The 18,919-nt window shown below is 59.8% G+C and carries 20 protein-coding genes and 1 pseudogene; 13 read left to right on the top strand and 8 right to left on the bottom strand.

Going from position 1 to position 18,919, the window contains the following annotated elements; genetic code table 11:
• Positions 1 to 35: 35 nt before the first annotated feature.
• The 9 genes from ACYVNQ_RS37430 (at position 36) to ACYVNQ_RS37390 (ending at position 6,945) form a co-directional block, all read left to right on the top strand.
• On the top strand, positions 36 to 1,781 hold the full coding sequence (locus tag ACYVNQ_RS37430) for a fatty acyl-AMP ligase (RefSeq protein ID WP_460910857.1): 1,746 nt from the start codon (positions 36 to 38) through the stop codon (positions 1,779 to 1,781).
• Positions 1,782 to 2,044: 263 nt separating this feature from the next.
• Positions 2,045 to 2,824, top strand: coding sequence for a tetratricopeptide repeat protein (locus tag ACYVNQ_RS37425; protein ID WP_460910854.1), 780 nt, complete (start codon positions 2,045 to 2,047; stop codon positions 2,822 to 2,824).
• Between the two features lie 175 nt (positions 2,825 to 2,999).
• Positions 3,000 to 3,350 carry a hypothetical protein gene (locus tag ACYVNQ_RS37420; RefSeq protein ID WP_460911288.1) on the top strand — a complete coding sequence of 117 codons (351 nt, stop codon included), beginning with the start codon at positions 3,000 to 3,002 and terminating at the stop codon, positions 3,348 to 3,350.
• Positions 3,284 to 3,508: a GNAT family N-acetyltransferase gene (locus tag ACYVNQ_RS37415; RefSeq protein WP_460910851.1), complete on the top strand. Its 225-nt coding sequence runs from the start codon at positions 3,284 to 3,286 to the stop codon at positions 3,506 to 3,508. The genes ACYVNQ_RS37420 and ACYVNQ_RS37415 overlap by 67 nt, the downstream gene beginning before the upstream one ends.
• Positions 3,501 to 4,037, top strand: a complete 537-nt coding sequence (locus ACYVNQ_RS37410; protein WP_460910848.1) for a hypothetical protein — start codon at positions 3,501 to 3,503, stop codon at positions 4,035 to 4,037. Before ACYVNQ_RS37415 ends, ACYVNQ_RS37410 begins: the two co-directional genes overlap by 8 nt.
• A 202-nt stretch (positions 4,038 to 4,239) precedes the next feature.
• Positions 4,240 to 5,646, top strand: coding sequence for an inorganic phosphate transporter (locus ACYVNQ_RS37405; protein WP_460910845.1), 1,407 nt, complete (start codon positions 4,240 to 4,242; stop codon positions 5,644 to 5,646).
• Positions 5,647 to 5,682: 36 nt separating this feature from the next.
• Positions 5,683 to 6,159, top strand: a complete 477-nt coding sequence (locus ACYVNQ_RS37400; protein WP_460910842.1) for an AtaL-like protein — start codon at positions 5,683 to 5,685, stop codon at positions 6,157 to 6,159.
• A 110-nt stretch (positions 6,160 to 6,269) separates the two neighbouring features.
• Complete coding sequence (locus ACYVNQ_RS37395) at positions 6,270 to 6,608, top strand: hypothetical protein (RefSeq protein ID WP_460910839.1); 339 nt, start codon at positions 6,270 to 6,272, stop codon at positions 6,606 to 6,608.
• Positions 6,609 to 6,744: 136 nt separating this feature from the next.
• The gene (locus ACYVNQ_RS37390; RefSeq protein WP_460910835.1) at positions 6,745 to 6,945 is read left to right on the top strand and encodes a hypothetical protein; all 201 of its coding nucleotides are present in this window, start codon (positions 6,745 to 6,747) and stop codon (positions 6,943 to 6,945) included.
• Positions 6,946 to 7,231: 286 nt separating this feature from the next.
• On the opposite strand, the gene ACYVNQ_RS37385 is transcribed toward ACYVNQ_RS37390, so the two are convergent.
• From ACYVNQ_RS37385 to ACYVNQ_RS37375, 3 genes are all read right to left on the bottom strand, one after another.
• Entirely contained in the window at positions 7,232 to 7,735 is a 504-nt protein-coding gene (locus ACYVNQ_RS37385; protein ID WP_460910832.1) for a hypothetical protein, read from the bottom strand.
• Between the two features lie 337 nt (positions 7,736 to 8,072).
• Entirely contained in the window at positions 8,073 to 8,948 is an 876-nt protein-coding gene (locus ACYVNQ_RS37380) for a transporter (protein WP_460910829.1), read from the bottom strand.
• Between the two features lie 123 nt (positions 8,949 to 9,071).
• Complete coding sequence (locus tag ACYVNQ_RS37375; RefSeq protein WP_460910827.1) at positions 9,072 to 11,810, bottom strand: MGH1-like glycoside hydrolase domain-containing protein; 2,739 nt, start codon at positions 11,808 to 11,810, stop codon at positions 9,072 to 9,074.
• Between the two features lie 513 nt (positions 11,811 to 12,323).
• Here ACYVNQ_RS37375 and ACYVNQ_RS37370 point away from each other — a divergent pair.
• Complete coding sequence (locus tag ACYVNQ_RS37370; RefSeq protein ID WP_460910824.1) at positions 12,324 to 12,563, top strand: CGNR zinc finger domain-containing protein; 240 nt, start codon at positions 12,324 to 12,326, stop codon at positions 12,561 to 12,563.
• On the opposite strand, the gene ACYVNQ_RS37365 is transcribed toward ACYVNQ_RS37370, so the two are convergent.
• The gene (locus ACYVNQ_RS37365; RefSeq protein ID WP_460910821.1) at positions 12,471 to 13,457 is read right to left on the bottom strand and encodes a GlxA family transcriptional regulator; all 987 of its coding nucleotides are present in this window, start codon (positions 13,455 to 13,457) and stop codon (positions 12,471 to 12,473) included. The two genes, ACYVNQ_RS37370 and ACYVNQ_RS37365, sit on opposite strands and share 93 nt — an antisense overlap.
• Before the next feature lie 144 nt (positions 13,458 to 13,601).
• Between ACYVNQ_RS37365 and ACYVNQ_RS37360 the strand changes: the two genes are divergently transcribed.
• Positions 13,602 to 14,243 carry an HD domain-containing protein gene (locus ACYVNQ_RS37360; RefSeq protein WP_460910818.1) on the top strand — a complete coding sequence of 214 codons (642 nt, stop codon included), beginning with the start codon at positions 13,602 to 13,604 and terminating at the stop codon, positions 14,241 to 14,243.
• Positions 14,244 to 14,275: 32 nt separating this feature from the next.
• Entirely contained in the window at positions 14,276 to 14,542 is a 267-nt protein-coding gene (locus tag ACYVNQ_RS37355; protein ID WP_460911270.1) for an SDR family NAD(P)-dependent oxidoreductase, read from the top strand.
• Positions 14,543 to 14,578: 36 nt separating this feature from the next.
• Here ACYVNQ_RS37355 and ACYVNQ_RS37350 read toward each other — a convergent pair whose 3' ends face one another.
• Together ACYVNQ_RS37350 and ACYVNQ_RS37345 are read right to left on the bottom strand one after the other, a co-directional pair.
• Positions 14,579 to 16,171, bottom strand: coding sequence for a class I adenylate-forming enzyme family protein (locus ACYVNQ_RS37350; protein ID WP_460910815.1), 1,593 nt, complete (start codon positions 16,169 to 16,171; stop codon positions 14,579 to 14,581).
• 231 nt (positions 16,172 to 16,402) lie between these two features.
• Positions 16,403 to 16,525: pseudogene (locus ACYVNQ_RS37345) on the bottom strand (porin); the annotation flags it as partial.
• Between the two features lie 447 nt (positions 16,526 to 16,972).
• Between ACYVNQ_RS37345 and ACYVNQ_RS37340 the strand changes: the two are divergent.
• A complete protein-coding gene (locus ACYVNQ_RS37340; protein WP_460910812.1) occupies positions 16,973 to 17,743 on the top strand; it encodes a PRC-barrel domain-containing protein in 771 nt (256 codons plus the stop codon).
• Between the two features lie 23 nt (positions 17,744 to 17,766).
• On the opposite strand, the gene ACYVNQ_RS37335 is transcribed toward ACYVNQ_RS37340, so the two are convergent.
• Positions 17,767 to 18,486, bottom strand: a complete 720-nt coding sequence (locus ACYVNQ_RS37335; protein WP_460910809.1) for a Crp/Fnr family transcriptional regulator — start codon at positions 18,484 to 18,486, stop codon at positions 17,767 to 17,769.
• A 98-nt stretch (positions 18,487 to 18,584) separates the two neighbouring features.
• Positions 18,585 to 18,734 (bottom strand): hypothetical protein, encoded by a 150-nt coding sequence (locus ACYVNQ_RS37330; RefSeq protein WP_460910806.1) that lies wholly within the window; start codon positions 18,732 to 18,734, stop codon positions 18,585 to 18,587.
• Positions 18,735 to 18,919: the final 185 nt, after the last annotated feature.

The following is an 18,919-nucleotide window of genomic DNA, read 5'->3' as shown; positions in this document are numbered from 1 at the left end:
CTCTCGTCAAAAACGTCGCTCAACATCGATTTGCCATGTTCATACAATCAGATCAGCCGAACGGCTCTACGCTTATAGGAATTCTGCGTGAACACGCCGTGCGCCGTAAGGATCAGACGGCCTTTATCTTTCTCAAGTCGGACGGGCAAGAGGCAGAGTCCGTTACGTACGGTGAACTTTACGCAGAAGTCCGGGCATTCTCTGTTGGGCTGCTTCGGCGTGGGTACCGCCCCGGGGACCGTGTGTTGGTCGTCTACCCATCGAATCTGACTTTTATCAAAGCTTTTCTCGGTGTGCTGGATGCAGGTATGGTGGCGGTACCGACTATGATCCCACGCGCGAAAGAGGGCGTTGCTACGCTGGTCCGCATCGCTGACAATGCCGGCGCGAGTGGCGCTCTGATATCCGATGCGACGTTGGAGTTGCTTCGTTTGCAGGATCCCGGGGTTTTCGAGCAATTCAAAGCGATGCGCGCAACGGCGGTTGAGGACATCTCTTTTGACAAGTCAATTTCTGAAGCTGTCGATTGGACCAATGCGAACGACGCAGCTTCTCGCATCGCATTTTTACAATATACGTCTGGATCTACGGGTAAGCCGAAAGGTGTTGTTGTTACACATGGCAACTTGCTGGACAACCAGCATGCTATCGCAGACGCCTTTGGACACGACACCACATCCACGGTGGTCGTTGGCTGGCTGCCGCTTTACCATGACATGGGTTTAATCGGAAATGTATTGCAGCCGCTCTTTCTCGGCCGCCCCTGTATTCTGATGTCCCCGATGGATTTCATGGTGCGTCCTGTTCGCTGGTTGCAAGCGATTGAACGCTACAAGGCGACGACCAGTGGCGGCCCTAATTTTGCGTACGAGTTGTTGCTCAAGAAGGTTTCGCAGGAAGTCGCGTCTTCGCTCGACCTTTCGTCCTGGAAACTGGCGTTTAACGGCGCAGAACCGGTGCGCGCTGCCACGATGGCTCGCTTCTCAAAGCAGTTTCGCAGTGCGGGGTTTTCCTCCCGGGCCTTCTACCCCTGCTACGGTTTGGCTGAATGTACTCTTCTGGTTGCAGGCGGCAAAGCGGGAGCAGGCAGCTTTTTTACTCGTGATGGCGTAATCCATTCAGTTGCCGATAACGTAGAGAATCCAGATGTTCTCAAGTACAACGACTACGTCGCGTTGGGGGCGCCACGAAGAGATAACCTTCTGCGCATCGTAGATCCTGACAAACATACAATTTGTCCGGTCGGGCAGGTCGGTGAAATCTGGGTATCTGGAGCGTCAGTGGCAAATGGCTACTGGGGTGATTCCGATGCGTCGAGCGCAGCATTTGGCTTTCATTTACCGGAATTGCCGGATCGACGCTTTCACCGCACAGGGGACGAAGGTTTTGTGGACAGTAGCGGTCAACTGTTCGTCGTCGGTCGGCTCAAGGACATGGTCATCCTGCGTGGTGCAAACTATTACGCGGAAGATCTCGAGAGCGTGGCGGGCGCTGCATGTTCAATGCTCGGCGGAACTCGTTGCGTGGCTTTCTCGATCGAATCGGCGGCCGATGAAGAGTTGATCATCATAATAGAAGCGCCAAAGAGTGGGCTGACGGAAGAAGAAATGCAAACCGTCATTGACACGATCAGTAACGAAATTACCGACAGTTTTGGTATTCGACCTGCGCTTGTCGCGACGACTCGTTACGGTACGTTGCCAACTACGACAAGCGGTAAGATCAGGCGGAAACAGTGCCGTGTTGAGTACACAGAAGGTCGATTGCCCGTACGCGGTTGAAGGCACCGAATGCGCGGGTTCAACGGAGCTCTTCGTGCGGTCTTCGACAGCGGCCGTCAGTACCAGTATGGTTATGTGGATCGCATCAAAGCGCGGACGGCTAGAACTGGATGATCTACTCCCAGCGCTAACCCGTCGACGATCGGCAGTCGCCAATAATCGGTTTTTCGAGCGCTACCTGTGCCATGGCACATATCTGATTGACACGAGATAGACCGATTAGTATCTTTACGTACGCAATCAGGCCGCCACATGACCTTTATGTGACGCTATTTCGCCATGTCGTCGTGAAGCGCTTCATCACCCGCAAGTGGCGCCGGCTTGGCATTCCATTTCAAAACGGAAATACCACGCCGATGAAAATCTTGTCTCTGCCCCAACTCGCGTTCGGTGCCGCGGTCATACTTTCCTTGACCTCACTGGGCGGCTGCGCGGTGCCTTCATTCAAGACGCAGTCCGAGCGTGAAGCCGAGGTGGTTGCACACGAAAAAGCCGCCGCGGAATCCGGCAATGTGATGGCCGAGTATCTTTACGCCTCGCACCTCGTAGGTGAGAACGACCTCGCCGGGGCCTTCGTCTATTTTCTGAAAGCCGCGCAAGCAGGCGATGCTTTGGCACAAGCAAAGGTCGCCGGGTACTACTACTACGGAACTGGTGGCGTAACCAAAGACTATGCCGCCGCCGCTTCATGGATGCGGAAATCCGCCGAACAAGGCAACGACCGCGCGCAATTTTCGCTGTCTACCATGTATAAGGAAGGGGTAGGCGTGCCGAAAGACAAGGCCAGGCAGATTGAATGGTTGGAGAAGGCGGCCTGGCAGTACAACCGCGACGCGCTTAACGCCCTCACTAGCGCGGGCGATCCTCACGGAGTCGTGCAAAAGGTGGAGGCGAACAGAGAAGCGTACCTCCGGGCTTCGAACGCGAACGTGCAGGCCGAACGGCTCCAGCAGGCGATACAGCGGCAGAATTCACAACCGGCGCCGCAGCACATGTGCTCGATCAACTATGGGGACACGGTCGGCCTGGTGCCCTGCCCATAGTGCAAAGATCGCCGGGGCGTACGTCCTGTCTTTTTTGTTATCGATCTTCTTTGGATTATGATCGCCTCGGCACTTTTCGACAGGCTCGAAAAGAAGCATTTTGAGGAATTTGAAAGCCTTGGCCGTCCCGAGGTTTCACTATATCCCGTTAGCAGCGCGGCGTTGGCATTTGGCAATGACAAACATGTTCGTTCGTAGGGCAGGCGAATTGGACGTTCCGGCGCTTACGCAAATTCGGAATGATGCTCACGCGATGAAGGTGGCGCACGGCGACTACGCGTGGGGCAAGGAGGGATACGGGTTTTCCGAGGCCTGGGTGCGAAACAATGTCACCCGCAGAGAGGTGTATATCGTCGAGCTGGATGGCACTTCAGTCGGAACGTTCCTGCTCGATCTGGACGATGAAAGACACTGTGGGGACCTCAAGAACCGATCGCCGGCTACGTACATGGGCTTTGCGTGCGAAAAGGCTTCAATGGAGGCGGGCTCGGCAGCCTCATGCTTGAGTGGTGTGCTGCCAGGGTGAGGAGCTTGAACCGCCGCTCGGTTCGACTCGACTGCCCCGCCCACAATCTGAAACTATGCACGTACTACGAGTCGCTTGGCTTTATCCGCGTAGGACTGTATGCGGAGCCGGAGCCCAACGGCTACGTCTGGTCACTTTACGAAAAACCGGTTGATTGATTTTCTTACGTACGGCCGCGTGACGGTCGAAGCAGTGGGTGATGCTGTGACGTTTCGCTATCGCGGCATGTCGGGTGCATTAGTCTATCGGCACCACGATGCATTCGAACTCGACGAGCAGCCGGAAACGCTTTGGCCTGACGGCCTTGCCGTGACATTCCTCTATGATCGCGAGGGACGAATCGATCGCCTGCTGACCCCGCTTGAACCCGCCGTCGCGGATATCGTTTTCCACCGCGGCGCTTCGGGCGAGAGTCTCGACGTCGTGTTTCGCCAGCGCTGTGTCGGCGCTTACCGTTCAGGCGCGGTTGTGCACGTAGTGGCGATAGACGCCAAGGGCCACCTCACGCTGTCACCGACCGGCCAGCCGACCTATCGGCTCGATCCTTACCGCGGACGCGTATTCGCGATTCGCGAGCTGAAGGGCTATCGCGAGGAGTTTGTAAGCGGCGAAAGTGACGCGGTATCGAAGATCATCTTCCACCAGCCCGACGGAACATTTGATGTTCCGCGGGACAATGACGATTGACGGTTCAGGCTATCGCAAGCGCGAGGTCGACGCGTCGTCGTAACCCTGCGGCTTCACTGAACCGGCATCGCATGCGCCGCTTCCACCCATCAGAGGTCGATCGTTTTCTGAAGAACCGCGGTCACGAAAGATTCACGAATACAGGCACGGGGCTGGCGCCATCACCGGCATACCTCCACCCCCTTTTGCCGGATATCCGCTCATGCTCGCCCATCTCGCGCCGTCGTCACCAGTCGTCATTGCCATGCTCGCGATCTGTCTGATCATGGTGCTTGCCTTTGAGGCGAGCAACGGATTTCACGACTCGTCAAATGCAGTCGCCACCGTTATCTACACAAATTCGCTCGAACCGGTGCCTGCGGTCATCTGGTCAGGCCTGATGAACCTCATCGGCGTACTCGTCGGCGGCATTTCGGTTGCGTATGCGCTGGTCGGAATTTTGCCCCCAGATGTATTGACGCCGCCTGACGGATCGCCGGCAGTACCCATGCTCGTATCCATCTTCGCGTCCGCGCTTTTCTGGAATGTGCTCACGTGGGCTTTTGCCATCCCGAACAGTAGTTCGCATTGCGTGATCGGCTCACTGATCGGCGTCGCAACTGCCGACGCGCTGCGCAAGTCGCGCGATCTCGCGCAGGGCGTGGACTGGCATCAGATCACATCGGTGCTGAAGGCGCTCGCCGTTTCCCCGGTGCTCGGCTTCCTGATCGCTGGTGGCCTCTACTGGGTATTGCGGCTGATCGTGCGTCGCGGGCATCTGCTCGAGCCACCGGCCGCGGGGAAAAAACCTGTGCTCTGGCTGCGTGCATTACTGGTGACGACATGTACGACGGTCAGCTTCTCACACGGTACCAACGACGGGCAAAAGAGCATCGGCCTGATCATGCTCACGATCATCGGGCTGCTGCCGGCCACCTATGCGCTCAATCCACAGTCAACCGGGCAGATCAGGATGCTCGACCAGTATGCAGCGCAAGCCGCACCGCTGATTGCTCTTTACGGTGACGACGTCAAGGCCCAAGGCATGAAAGCTGCGGGAGCCCTGCAAGGCGACCAGTCCGATCTGCAACGGCAAGCCAATGAACTCGATGCCGGACAACCCGTGCAGGACCGCGAGCGCGCGACACGGGCTCAGTTGCGCGGCTATGTCTACGACGTGGTCTCGGAGATGAAGTATGTGAGCCAGCAGAAGACCGTTCCAGCGCCACAACGCGGGCAGGCTGCAGCGCTGGTCAAATCGATGGGTATGCCCGTGGAATATGCGCCGTGGTGGGTTCGCATACTCAGCGCGATCTGCCTTGGCGTGGGAACCATGGTGGGTTACCGGCGCGTGGTGCGGACCTTGGGCGAACGTCTCGGTCGGCAGCATATGACGCCGGGGCAAGGGGCAAGTTCTGAACTGGTCGGTTCCATATTGATCGGTACAGCAGGCTTCACAGGATTGCCCGTGAGCACGACGCACATCATTACGTCCGGCATTGCGGGAACGATGGCTGCAAGCGGACAGGGCGTTCGCGGCGGCATGCTGGCGCGGATCGCGATTACCTGGCTCGTCACGCTGCCCGTCACCATCGTGCTTGCGGGCACGCTGTTTTATGTGCTTGCCTGACGTGCATCCTTCAATCACCCGATATGGAGAATCGCAATGATCAATTCGACCTCGGTTGTACCGGTGAACCCGCGCGGCGAGTCCCCACTAACACGCGAACAACTCTGGAAGGGGTTGGTGCTCAAAGCGCGCGATGCGCGCCTGTTTCTTCCGCAGGGTGCATGCACGAGATGTGAGGTCATCGTCGACGCGACGGGTTACCTCATTCGTGAGGCGACCATATTCGGCGATGAGCTTTCCGAAATCGTTACGTTCGAACCGCAAAAGAAGGTGTCGTTCTTCCAGCGCACGGGGCGGCTAGAAGGAGTGATCGTCAACGAAATCCAGGAGGACAAGGGCGGGGAGTTGTCGCTCAGGTTCTATTGTCTGCTGGCACTGAGGGACAAGGAGGCTGGCGGCACGGAGGAGAAGGACGAGCAGATCAAGCTGGACAGTGAAGACCGTGGCTACAGGGCTGCGCTGCTGAGCACGTTGGCGCGGACGCGGAAACTGGTTCACGAAGGTCAGTTCTGATGAGCCAGGGCTCGGAAATCCGGAATAACCGGTACATGCGCACCCCCCAATGTGGCTCGCACGCAAGGTACGTTTATTGCTCGGCTGAGGCGTGATCAACAGGGGGATACATGCTTGAGCGGGATTGCCGGCCCTATCGCGGACTTAGGGTGCGTGTACACATCAAGGAACGCGACGACTTCTCCTTCAATGGAGTGGGGCGACGCTACAGCGTCACATGGTTTCTTCAGAAAGAGGGGCTTCCCACTTCTGCAAATATTGTTGCAAGCTTCACCGAACCCCTGGATTTCTGGTGCCCCGACGAAGCCGCGAGTTTTGCCGAGCGCCGCGCGTGCACCTTCGTGGATGGCGTTATTCTGGAAGTGAGAAAAGCGGTCCCGCTCGTCCGCTCCGGTTTTGCGATATGCGCCAAGTCTGGTTCAGAAGCCGTCATCGCCTCCACTCAATAGACGATTTCGACGGCATCCAGCGTACAAGCGTCGCGATGCCGTGACCGGGTGACTATGCTGGTCGCTCGTATCCACGCGATACGGCCGCACGCAGGGAGCGAATCTTGCTGTCAGGTCAGTGAACCGGAGAAGGATCATGAAGAGGCTATTCGGATTATTGGCTTTGGCTGCTGGCGTGGCGGGCTGTGTTGCGGTTCAACCGCCCGATTATGGCTACCCGGCATACGGCTACGGGCCCGGCTACTATGCACCCGCGACCAGCATAGGGATCGGCGTTGGGGGCGGCAGTTTTGGAGGTGGCGTTGGCGGCGGTGTCGGTATCGGCGTTGGCTTCTGATGTCGTCGAAAACAGGTGGTCCTGCGACGCACCTGGCAATGGCTATACCTTGCAGATTTCGTTTGCCGCGGCCGAGGTGCGCCGCCTGCTAACGCAGCCAGCACGGCACGCGACTTCTGCAGGAGGCCTTTACGGCAACTACAGTAGGCGACTTGCATCAGTGGGGCGTTAAACGCAGCAGTTGTGGGGTAGGGCAACCGTCCCGCTCAACATGCAAGCGCAATGGCGTGACACGAGCGTTCTCGACGAACCGGCGCACATTTGCGAGGTCGCAACCGGCGCAGCGCTATTGCACTTTCTTGTCTTCGCGTTTCGCATCCGCCATCGCGTCTGGCTCCAGCTCTTCAGCGGACCGATTCATGTGGACGAACAGCCCCCAGGAAGCAAGAAGCAGTGCTGTCGAAGCGATCAGCGCTGCCGCATACCGAAGCTGCGACGGATCCTGGTGCAGCGCTTTGAACGTTGCCACGAGCCCTTCGATGGCAAGCGCGACCACGACAACCACAAGGAAGCGGGACAGAAAACGACGTACCCGCGTCGGCGCGCTCACGTCAGCTTCCCTTATGACCTCTTCCTCTACGATGGTCTCGGCGATCTGCATCGCGACAACGGCCCCAGCCAGCAGGCCCAACGCTTCAATGACGGATTGTGCGCTCGACTGGTCCCATTGACTCACAAGAGCAGTCGACCCGATGCGAGCGGCAATCGCAATCAACATTAGCGCCGCACAGGTGAAGAGAACAGCCATCAGTGCGTGGACGATCGTGAAAAAGCGCAAAAGGGACTTCATTTCTTCTGCTCCTTTGACTGCAAACGGGCGACCCATGCTGCCTGTCGCACATGGCTGAAAGGCACGGCGATGATGGCCGATTGTAGAGGCGAACCTGATGGAACTGGCAATGCGGCCAAACCCGCGCATGACATCGTTAAACATGCGGACGTGCGACACCGGCTTCGGGCCTGTAGGACGCGACAGAGGAGGAGCTTCGACGGCTTGCTGCGCAGTATCTTCAGATGGCCGAGCAGCGTACCGGAGGCGTACCGTTGCGCGAGGCATCGAATGCCGGCACGGATGCACATGGGGCGGACGAGCGCCAGACGCAGTGGAGTCGCGACGCGCAAGCGGGTCAGCGATTAAACCAGCGGTATTGGAGTGCGACGGAGAACGTCTGGAAATTGCCGCCGATGTTGGTCGTGAGTCCGCGCGACCACGCGAACTTCGCAGACCATTGGGTTGAGAGCGGTACAGATAGTGTGAGGCCGTAGCGCGACGTGCGCTGCAGATCCTGGTTCTCGACGCCATTTACGCTTGTCCGGCCACCGGTGTAAAAGGTCGCGTCCACGGCGAGCCAAAGGCTGGGCCGCCAGCTATAACCTGCGTGCCACTGGAGTACGGGTATGGGATCCTGGCTGCGCCGGCGGCCGTTGAAAAAGTCGTTATTGTCGGTGAAGATCCACACGCCGGCGGTGGCTTCCACGAACCAATCGCCGATCGGCTGGGACAGGCCTATTTCAGGCTTGAACGCCCACCGGTTCGTCCCGACATTGATGAGACGAGAGGGTACGTACTGGCCGGTCGGCGCGACCACGCTCAGACTCGCGCCAAGCGATGTGCGGGGGCTACGCTGTGCGAATTGCTCCGGCGTGAGCGCCGGACCGCCCAGAAGAATCACGGCGAATCTGAACCGGACGTCGCTCAATCCTGCCCGATAGGCTTGCCCTGGCTTTCCCTCAACGTTCCCTGTCAGGTTCGCATCCGCGTAAGGCACCAGCACCGCGAGGCTCGCCGTGCGGCCTGCGATGCCGAAACTATGCGAATAGCCGATCGTATAGGCATTGATTTTGGCCTGCAGATCGGTAACCGGCAGCGAAGGGTCGAGCGAGACCTCCCCGCTCGATCGAGCATAGCTGGCCAACACGAAGTTCGTTCCGACCGGAGCAGCCGAATAGGCACGCGGTTCCAATTCCTGCCCGGTTGCCAACGCACACCAGAGCAGCGCCACGCCGGCGCTCGCGTGATGAAAGCACCGCGTTGTGGCGGCTCTCGATGCGTCAGCGAGCTGCCGACAAAGCCATTGGGAGTACCGAGCCATGCGACGAATGCAGCAAGTGCTGATCGGCCTGATTCACTTTTCGCCTATCTTTTCTCCGCCAACCTGTTCTCTTACCACTTTCGCCAACACGCGCCAGCGTTCTGTTTCTAGCACGGTATGCGCGTCGATACGTGCAAACATATCGAGCATCGGGGCGACGAGACCTGTCCAGCCGGTCTGGTGGCTGGCGCCAAGGCCTGCGCCGTTGTCGCCGTGGAAATACTCGTAAAAGAGGATCAGATCTCGCCAGTGCGGATCCTCCTGGAACCTGGCCGTGCCGCCATAAACGGGACGCCGCCCATTAGCATCAAGCAGAAACGTGCCCGTCAACCGGCGGACGATCTCTTGCGCGACTTCGTACAGTGTCATGTACGGCCCCGACCCGGTCGGGCACTGGACCTTGAACTCATCACCGAAAAAACTGTAGAAGTTCACCAGTGCCCTGATGATCAGCAGATTGACGGGCATCCACACCGGACCGCGCCAGTTGGAGTTGCCGCCGAACATGCCAGTATCTGATTCCGCCGCCAGGTACTGCACCTTGTACTCCTGTCCACCAGCGTGAAACAGGAACGGGTGTTCCAGGTGATAGCGGGAGAGCGAACGGATGCCGTGCGGACCGAGGAACTCGTTCTCGTCGAGCAGGTAACCGAGTACGCGCTCGAGCTTGCGCTTGTTGAGAATCGACAAAAGCCTTCGTTCGTTATGGCCGATGAAACCCGCGTCGGTCGGCGCCACGTGGGTGATCAGCTCAGGGTAGCGTTTTCGAAACTGCGCGATCAACTCCATCAGCTTTGGATAGCAAGAGAACGACCCCGCTTCGAACACCGTCGACGCACACAGCGGCAACAGCCCCACCATCGACCTGACCTTCAAACGCGTCGTCTGCCCGTCAGGAAGCCGCAGCAGATCATAGAAAAAGCCGTCCTCCTCATCCCACATCTCGTCGTGATGTTCACCACGGCGGTCCATCGCATAGGCAATCCACATGAAATGCTGGGTGAACTTGAAGGCGAGCTCCTCGTAGATCGGGTCGTGCTCGGTCAGGATGAGGGCCATCTCCAGCATGTTCTGGCAATAGAACGCCATCCACGCGGTCCCGTCGGCCTGCTCCAGCGAACCGCCGGTCGGAAGCTGCGCGCTGCGGTCGAATACACCGATGTTGTCCAGACCCAGAAAGCCGCCCGCGAAGACATTGCGTCCTGTAGGGTCCTTGCGATTCACCCACCAGTTGAAATTAAGCATCAACCCCTGAAACGAGCGTTCCAGGAACCGCGGGTCAGCCCGTCCGAGCTCCCTTTCGTATTTGTAGAGCCAGAGCGTGGCCGCGGCATGCACCGGCGGATTCACATCGCTGAAGTTCCACTCGTAGGCCGGAATCTGGCCGCTAGGGTGGACGTAAAGAGTGCGCAGCATCAGCAGCAGCTGCTCCTTGGCGAAATCGAAATCCACCAATGCCAGCGAGATCGTATGGAAGGCCAGGTCCCAGGCCGCGTACCATGGGTACTCCCACTTGTCCGGCATGGAAATCACGTCGGCATTCAACATGTGGAACCACTCCGTGTTGCGCACGTCGCGGCGCGCGGCATCGAGCAACGGATGGCTGCGGTGTTCGCGCAGCCAGAGCTCGAGATCGAAGTAGTAGTACTGCTTGCTCCACAGCATTCCCGCCAGCGCCTGGCGGTGCACCCGACACTGGTCTTCCGTCAGCGACCTGGGTGTGATGCGCGCGTAGAACGCGTCGGCATCGGCGATACGGCTATCGAGTATGTTTTCTAGACCATCGAAGGCGTTCTCGGTCTTGGCTGTTGTGAGGCGCAACCGGATGGTCTGACTGCCCCCACCGGGCACGTCGCAGACATAATGGGCTGCGGCCTTGGTTCCTGTCCTGGCGGGATTCACCGCATCGCCTTGCCCGGAGACCACGTAGGCGTGAAATGCATCCTTGACGTACGGCGACGCGTTGGGCTGATCCCACAGACGCTGCGCGTTGCTCTCATTCTCGGTGAAGAGCGTCTCAGGCGCGCCTTCGCAATAGAGCCAGTACTCGCCCAGCTCATGATGTGTGGCCTGAATGATGCCAGGACCCGCGTCGCGCAGCGAGGGCTTGCGATCGTCCTCACCCCACGACCATGTGTTGCGAAACCATAGTGTTGGCAAAACCCGCAGCGTTGCCGCTTCAGGGCCGCGGTTGTGCACAGAAATGCGCACAAGGATGTCTTCCGGACCCGCCTTCGCATACTCCACGAACACATCGAAATAGCGATCATCGTCGAAGACGTGAGTATCGAGCAGCTCGTACTCGAACTCGTCCCGCGATCGCCTCCGGTTGGTCTCGATCAGGTCGCGGTACGGATATTCTCGCTGCGGGTACTTGTAGAGGTACTTCATGTAAGAGTGGGTGGGCGTGCTGTCGAGGTAAAAGTAATACTCCTTCACGTCCTCGCCGTGGTTGCCTTCGCCGTTGGTCAGGCCGAAGAGGCGTTCCTTCAGAATCGGGTCGCGCCGGTTCCACAGCGCCAGTGCGAAGCACAGCTGCTGCTTGTCGTCGCACAGTCCGCCGAGCCCGTCCTCGCCCCACCTGTACGCGCGTGAGCGCGCGTGGTCATGGGTGAAGTAATTCCACGCGTCGCCGTTGTCGCTGTAGTCCTCTCGCACCGTCCCCCACTGCCGCTCGCTCAGGTAAGGCCCCCACTTCTTCCACGGCACGTGGGCCTCGCGCGCGTCGTTCAGGCGCTTCTGTTCCACTACGTCCACGATTGCAGGGTCCATGCTTTTGCTCCATTACCGACCATCGCGGCCAGATGGCGACGATTATCGTCAGCCAAAGTAGCGTCGGCACAAATGGACGAACGATATGAGGATTACGGACGATCGGAACGACGGAATCGCGGTGATCAACAGGCCGTTGGCCATACCGCCTGCGGTCGGAAATCACATCATTCCTCCGACACTCGAGCAGGCCACGGCCGCGCCGGAGCGGAGGTCCGGTCGCACATGCCGTCGACAGATCTGGCCATGGGCAGACCCGCGAGGCATGCAGCGGGCTGGTGCGCCCACCGCATACTTGATGACCGGCCTACTCAGGCTATAACCTTCGATGCTTCGCCGCTATTAGACCTTGGTCCTACGGGTCGCCGCAGGATCAACGGTAAGGCTGGCCAGGTGCAGCGGCATGCGTGGATCACTCGAAGCCCGATCTTGATTGGCTGCTTGCGAACACCTGTCTTGAAGCAACCGGCCGCATCGGGATGGAACCTGGCGATCAGATAACTCTCGTTTGGGATGCGACCTCTGCGCGCTCACATAAGGCACTCGCGATCGCATCGGCGCCGCTGGTGCAGCATGGCGCTGTGCCGCAGCCGGCACAAGGTGGCGGGGTGGCGGTCTATCGCAAGCGCGAGCACGACGCGCCGTCGTAACCCGGCGGCTTCACTGAACCGGCATCGCATGTCGCTTGCGATAGTCGGCCGGCGTCACGCCCATCACGCGCATGAATGCGCGGCGCAACGTATCGACGCTTGAGAAGCCGCATTCGGCGGCCACCTGCTTGGGCGCAAGGTCTCCGTTCTCGAGCAGTTCACGCGCGACGGTCACGCGCGCCGCTTCCACCCAGCTCGCAGGCGTCACGCCCACCTCTTCCCGGAACAGCCGCGTCAGGTGACGCGCGCTCACGCCCATGCGCAATGCGAGGCTCGGCACATCATGCTGCTGCGCCGGATGCGCCGCAACCCAACGTTGCAGTTCCTGCAGGGCCGACCGGTTGGTCGCGGCAGGGACCGCGCGGCGGCTGAACTGCCCCTGCCCGCCGGGGCGCTTGAAGTACATCACGAGCTGGCTGGCAACCTTGAGCGCGACGTCCCTGCCCAGGTCTTCCTCGACCAGCGCCAGCGCGAGATCCAGCCCGGTGGTCACGCCGGCTGCCGTGCGCACCTTGCCATCGCGCACAAGGATCGCGTCGGCATCGACGGTCACCGCGGGAAACGACGACCCCAGCCGATCCGCCACGGCCCAGTGCGTGGTCACGCGCCGGCCATTGAGCAGGCCGGCCTCGGCCAGCAGGAAAGCGCCGCGACACACTGAGCCATAGCGGCGAGTGCGCGGGGCCATCCGGCGAAGCCAGTCGAGCAGCATCGGTTCCGCCGGCGCTTCGCCGGCGTGCGGCGCGCCCGCCACCAGCATCGTATGCAGGCGTGGTAGCGCGGTGACCCGGCGATCGTCCTCGATGGCGAGATCCGGTAGCAGTCGCGCGCCCGACGAGGCACGAATCGCACCGCGCGTTACGCCCACGACCTGCAGCCGATAGGCCTCGACGCCGGACTGGATATTGGCCTCCGCAAATACATCGAGCGGACCCGAGACGTCCAGCAACTGAACGCCCTGGATCGCCACGAGCGCAATGATTCGGGGTGACGGCATATCGCTTTCCTATCCTGTTGCCGGGGCGCCCCCGGGGTGTTGTTCGACTTACAGACAAATGTCTTATTTCATCGTATTGTGACTATTGCGGACATGCTAACCGGACTCCTACACTCTGGACAACCCTTCGACAAGGAGTCAGTCATGAGTATCAGCGTAGGCGGCATCGCCATTCCCGACAGCAAACTTGCCCGCGAGATTACCGATCTCGTGCGCGATACCGAGTCGGATCTGCTATTCCACCATTCGAGTCGCGTTTATTACTGGGCAGCACTGGCCGGACAGCGCCGTGGCCTGAAGTTCGATTCGGAGCTTCTTTATGCGGGCGCCATGTTTCATGACATGGGCCTGACCGTCAAACACAGCAGTCCGGACAAGCGCTTCGAAGTGGACGGCGCCAATGCGGCCGCCGATTTCCTGCGCAGCCACGGTATTCCGGAACACGACGTGGAGCGCGTGTGGCTCGCTATTGCGCTGCACGCCACGCCGGGTGTGCCCGAGTTCTTGCACCCGGTGATCGCGCTGGTCACGGCCGGTGTGGAAATGGATGTGCTGGGCATCAAGTACGACGAGTACAGCGACAAGGAACGCGAGGTGGTGGTGCACGCACACCCGCGTACCGGGCACATGAAGGAAGACCTCCTTCAGACGTTTTACAACGGCGTCAAACATAAGCCCGACACGACCTTCGCCAATGTGATGGCCGATGTGATTGCTGACAAGGAACCGCATTTCCATCGCGAGAACTTCTGCAGCGTGGTCCGCTGCTCGCACTGGAAGGGTTGATTTGATGTGGCGGCGGGGCACCTGCCGTTGCGCTGGAACTCGGCAAGCACGGCGTGCGCGTGAATGCGGTCAGTCCCGGGATGACGTTCACTGAAATGAACATGCCAGCCTTCGAGCAGCATCCTACGATGCAGCAGGCGTTCGAAAGCCGCAATCCGATGGGGCGCGGCGCGCAGCGTCACGAAGTAGCCGCCGTTATCGCGTTTCTGGCGAGCGACGACGCCAGCTTCGTGAACGGTGTCGACCTACCGGTGGACGGCGGCGGAAGTGCGTCGTCCGGTCAGCCGTTTTTCATGTAGTCGTGCCCGCTCAAAGGGCGCAAGACTTTCAGATCTTCAGCGCCCCTGCGAAAATTCCGCGCTTGCCAGCTCGCGCAGCGCGCGGCGATTGGATTTGCCGAACACGGTCCGGGGAATCCGATCGACGAACAGCACCGCCTCGGGCAGCTTGTGATCGGCGAGCTGGGTGGCTAGCCACGCGATGATCTCACCCGGCTGCGTGTCGCGCGCGTGCTCGGCCAGCTTGACGAAGGCGACGATGCGTTCGCCGAGCACGTCGTCCGGGACGCCAATCGCTGCGGCATCGATGGCGGCTGGATGCATCAGCAGCGTCTGCTCGATTTCGGCCGGCGCGATGTTCTCGCCGTCGCGCACGATAATTTCCTTGATCCTCCCCAGATAGACGAGGTCGCCGTGTTCGTCTTCGCGCACGAGGTCCCCGGTGTGATACCAGCCGTCGGCGTCGCGCGCAGGATCGACCACGCCCGGTGAGACCCAGTACCCGGCAAACAGCGTACCGAGTTTCAGGCACAACTCTCCGGGCATTCCGGCGGGGACATCGTCGCGATGACTGTCGACGATCCGTGCGGTACCCGGGCGCGCGCGCATCGTGTGCAGCGAGCTTCCCTGGACGATGCAAGCCGGCGCCTCTGTCATGCCGAGCCGTGATATCAGGGGTATGCCGAAGGTTTGCTCGAAGCGTTGCCGCAGCTCGAACGAGCTTGCGTCGCCTGCCACGACACAGGTGCACAGCGAAGCGACCGAGCGGCGGAGAAGCGCCTGTGCGCGGATCATTTCCATCGCGCCATAAGGCGTAACCACGATGCTCGTGCAGCGGTGCTGCTCGATCGCATCCAGAAACGCGGCGCCATCGAAATCGACGCAGGTCGGCAGCACGATGCAGGCGCCTGACGAAATCGAATGACACAGGTACGTGAAGCCGGGCATATGAAACAGCGGCGTCGGCGCTAGCGGCCTCGATTCGCGGCCGAAGCCGCGCGCCTGCATCGCCTCGACCATGTGCGTGACCGTGCGCGGCGTATGCGCGACCAGCTTCGGGTCGCCCGTGCTGCCCGATGTACAGACCAATGCCATCGGTGCGTCGGGGTCCGCGGGCGGAAAAGAACGAAGTTCGCGCGCCGATGCGATGAGTGCTTGCCATGTGTCGGCGGCATCGCTATTGCGTTCGGCATCACGTGATGTGTGCGGCGAGTCGTCGACGAAGAAGCGACGGTCAAGCGGGACTAACCCGGCGGTCATTTCGCTCATTAGCCTGCGCTGCGCGTGGTGGCCGAAATATACGGCTGGTGTCAGCCTGCGCAATAGCCGGCCGAGTTCGTTCGCCTTCAAATGGATGTTCAGCGGCACGGCGATCGCGCCGAGAATCATCGATGCATAGGTTCCGATCGCCGCTTCTTCGCAATTGCCGAGATGCAGCACGATCCGGTCGCCGGCTTCGACACCCAGGTCGGACAGGCGGGTAGCAAGCTTTTGGGCGAGGTCCGCGAGTGCCGCGTAGCTCAGCGTTCGGTTGCCCTGGACAATCGCGGGCGTATCTGGACGATCAGCTGCGTGTTGCAGCAGCCATGCAGGAAGGCTCGGGACACAGGGATGGATGGTGGGTGCAGCGGATGAGGATTGGGAGATCATACGGGTCACTTTGTGCCGATGCAGCTTGGGGTTGGACAAAAGGAGCTTCCGTATAAACACCCGGCGGCACGTGTCTATTCATCGTGAATGGACACAAAGTGACCTGGAACGGGTTACAACAGTTTTCGGGCCTGGGCCTTGCGTGGGAGCGGCGCTTATCCACGGTCAGTAAAGTGTCAGGTACGCAACTTCAACGGTGCCCAGCGCGTGCTAGCAGGCCCGCTGAATAGCCGCTATGTTGTTCGTGTAAAGCACACCCGCATCGATCACGCCATATAGTGTCACGCTGCTTTGAGCGTGAGCAATGCACGAGAAAGCGGCCATTACCGCGGCCACCGCAAGTTGGTTACGCATATCGATTCCCGACTAGATGTTATTTCGGCGCGATCACTTGCAGTTCCAGTTCCAGCAGACAGCCCGATGAAGATGCGGTGAAACCGCAATCGTGCGCGCCGGCTTGTGGTCGCCAAAAATTACGGAGTGTGTCGAGAGGCTTGGCAAATTGTGTCGGCATGTTCGGGCAACCCGACTGCGCCACGCGATGCGTTGGCGGTTGCGAAAGCCGTCCGCTACCGTACCGAGTTTCACCGCGGCAGCGGGCACCATGATCCACGATGCGCCGAAGGTCTGTTCTCGCGCCTTTCAGTGAGATGTCACGCTAAAGGACGTCAGCGCACGCGAGCTAACCGCCACCCGCGCCAGGAGTCATCCTGATTCCAGGTTCGATGATCGATAGCCTGAACCCGCCGCTAGCGCTGGCCATAGCCGCGCGCCCGACGTCCATCACTGGAGTATCGAACCGTGCTGCGAAATATCGAGAGTTTGAAGGGATGCGTCGTGGTCGCGAGTGACGGTGATATAGGCAATGTCGAAGAGCTCTATTTCGATGAAGAAGCGTGGGGTATCCGCTACCTGGTAGTCAAAACGGGAAACTGGAGCGACGGGCGGCGGGTGCTGGTTTCGCCATACTCAGTTATCCGCACGGACCCGGGAGCGCTGTGCATCCACGTTGAACTCACGCGTCAGCAGGTGAGCGACAGTCCTCCTGTCGACCTCCACCAACCTGTCTCGCGTCAGCACGAAGCGGAGTATCTCCGCTACTACGGCTACCCGACTTATTGGGGTGGCCTGGACGTGTGGGGCGTGAGTAGCTATCCGGCATTCAGTCGTGCGGCGCTGTCGGCTGTGTCGCCGCAGACGTGCGCGCAACTTGCGCTGTACGGAGGCAAACCGTCGGGTGACAGTCATCTGCACAGCACAAACGCGGTGGATGGGTATCACGTCGCGGCGGACCACAGCGATATCGGTCACGTGTCCGGATTCATTTTCGACGACGAGGCGTGGGTCATTCGATATCTGGCCGTCGACACACAAACCTGGTGGCCATCAAAGGAAGTGTTGCTGGCAACGCAGTGGATCTATCTGATCGACTGGTTCGGGTCTACTGTTTTGACAGAAATGACACGCGACTCCATCAGGGACAGCCCGGTGTACGACAGCGCTGTGCCGCTAGAGCGCGATTTCGAAACGCAACTGTACGCGTTCTATGGCAAGGCGGGGTACTGGTCGTAGGAAAGGGTGACACGGTGCGATTTCTACAGTGCTTTCAGATCGGGCAACAGTCGTTCGAATTCCCGTCTTACCACGCTGTAACATTCGCATACGCGTACTTCCAGTCCGGGACGGTCCAGCACTTCGATATGCCCGTGACTGTAGCGAATCAGTCCCGCATCCTGTAGTTTCAACGCCGCTTCGGTGACGCCGGAACGTCGCACGCCCAGCATGTTGGCGATCAGTTCCTGCGTCATCTTCAGTTCGTTGGACGGCAGGCGGTCTATGCTGAGCAGCAGCCATCGACAGAGTTGCTGATCGATCGAATGATGTCGGTTGCACACGGCGGTCTGCGCCATCTGGGTAATCAGCGCCTGGGTGTAGCGCAACAACAGCCGCTGCACTGGGCCGGCACGGTGAAACTCTTCTTTCAGGATCCGCGCATCGAGTCGGTACGCCTCGCCGGCGCTCTGCACGATTGCGCGGCTTGGCGTTGTCTCCCCACCCATGAACAGTGCGATACCGATGAGCCCCTCATTGCCGACGATCGCAATTTCTGCTGACGCGCCGTCTTCCATCACGTACAGCAGTGAGACGATGGCAGTGACCGGAAAATAAACGTGATTGAGACGATCGCCGGATTCGTATACGACCTGACCCAACGGCATATCGACGCGTACCAGGTGAGGTGACACCCGCGCCCACTCCGCCTCCTGCAGAACCGACAGCAGATGATTTTTCCTTGCGGGATCCACGTTTGCCATGTACCGCTCCTCAACGTGCTGCTGCAAACCGGGCAACGAGGTCGCAGCTGCGCTCCCACGGCGGCGGGAGAGCCTGACTCAAATTATAGTTCGGGGCGTCAGCGCGACATCATGCCGTGTTCTGGCTGTTTGTGGGCATAAAAGGCGAATAGCGCGCAAAAAAAGCTGAGAATGCCTGTCGATCGTACTCCCTGCCCGATTCTGGTCGCGGCGATCAGATCTTCGGGACGGGCGATGCCTTCGTCCATCGCTTGTTGCATCGCACGTCGATGCAGACGCATGCGCGTACGGCACCGTACCGACGTTCGACACAGACGCGCGCATCGTCCACGCAGGCGCCTCGTATCTCTGTCAAGGAAATGGTGCCCAAGACAATCTCGCACAACATGCGAATTTCTACTGCATCGTGACCCGTATGCCAAAGGCCCGCGGC

The sequence above is a fragment of the Paraburkholderia jirisanensis genome (genome assembly GCF_054782355.1).
This window is presented reverse-complemented; position numbering and strand designations above follow the sequence as displayed.

Bases quoted from the DNA above. Each gene is read 5' to 3' on its own strand.
- ACYVNQ_RS37430 (WP_460910857.1), top strand. From the start codon at position 36: ATGTTCATACAATCAGATCAGCCGAACGGCTCTACGCTTATAGGAATT.
- ACYVNQ_RS37420 (WP_460911288.1), top strand. From the start codon at position 3,000: ATGACAAACATGTTCGTTCGTAGGGCAGGCGAATTGGACGTTCCGGCG.
- ACYVNQ_RS37405 (WP_460910845.1), top strand. From the start codon at position 4,240: ATGCTCGCCCATCTCGCGCCGTCGTCACCAGTCGTCATTGCCATGCTC.
- ACYVNQ_RS37400 (WP_460910842.1), top strand. From the start codon at position 5,683: ATGATCAATTCGACCTCGGTTGTACCGGTGAACCCGCGCGGCGAGTCC.
- ACYVNQ_RS37395 (WP_460910839.1), top strand. From the start codon at position 6,270: ATGCTTGAGCGGGATTGCCGGCCCTATCGCGGACTTAGGGTGCGTGTA.
- ACYVNQ_RS37390 (WP_460910835.1), top strand. From the start codon at position 6,745: ATGAAGAGGCTATTCGGATTATTGGCTTTGGCTGCTGGCGTGGCGGGC.
- ACYVNQ_RS37385 (WP_460910832.1), bottom strand. From the start codon at position 7,735: ATGAAGTCCCTTTTGCGCTTTTTCACGATCGTCCACGCACTGATGGCT.
- ACYVNQ_RS37375 (WP_460910827.1), bottom strand. From the start codon at position 11,810: ATGGACCCTGCAATCGTGGACGTAGTGGAACAGAAGCGCCTGAACGAC.
- ACYVNQ_RS37370 (WP_460910824.1), top strand. From the start codon at position 12,324: ATGCGACCTCTGCGCGCTCACATAAGGCACTCGCGATCGCATCGGCGC.
- ACYVNQ_RS37365 (WP_460910821.1), bottom strand. From the start codon at position 13,457: ATGCCGTCACCCCGAATCATTGCGCTCGTGGCGATCCAGGGCGTTCAG.
- ACYVNQ_RS37360 (WP_460910818.1), top strand. From the start codon at position 13,602: ATGAGTATCAGCGTAGGCGGCATCGCCATTCCCGACAGCAAACTTGCC.
- ACYVNQ_RS37350 (WP_460910815.1), bottom strand. From the start codon at position 16,171: ATGATCTCCCAATCCTCATCCGCTGCACCCACCATCCATCCCTGTGTC.
- ACYVNQ_RS37335 (WP_460910809.1), bottom strand. From the start codon at position 18,486: ATGGCAAACGTGGATCCCGCAAGGAAAAATCATCTGCTGTCGGTTCTG.
- ACYVNQ_RS37330 (WP_460910806.1), bottom strand. From the start codon at position 18,734: ATGGACGAAGGCATCGCCCGTCCCGAAGATCTGATCGCCGCGACCAGA.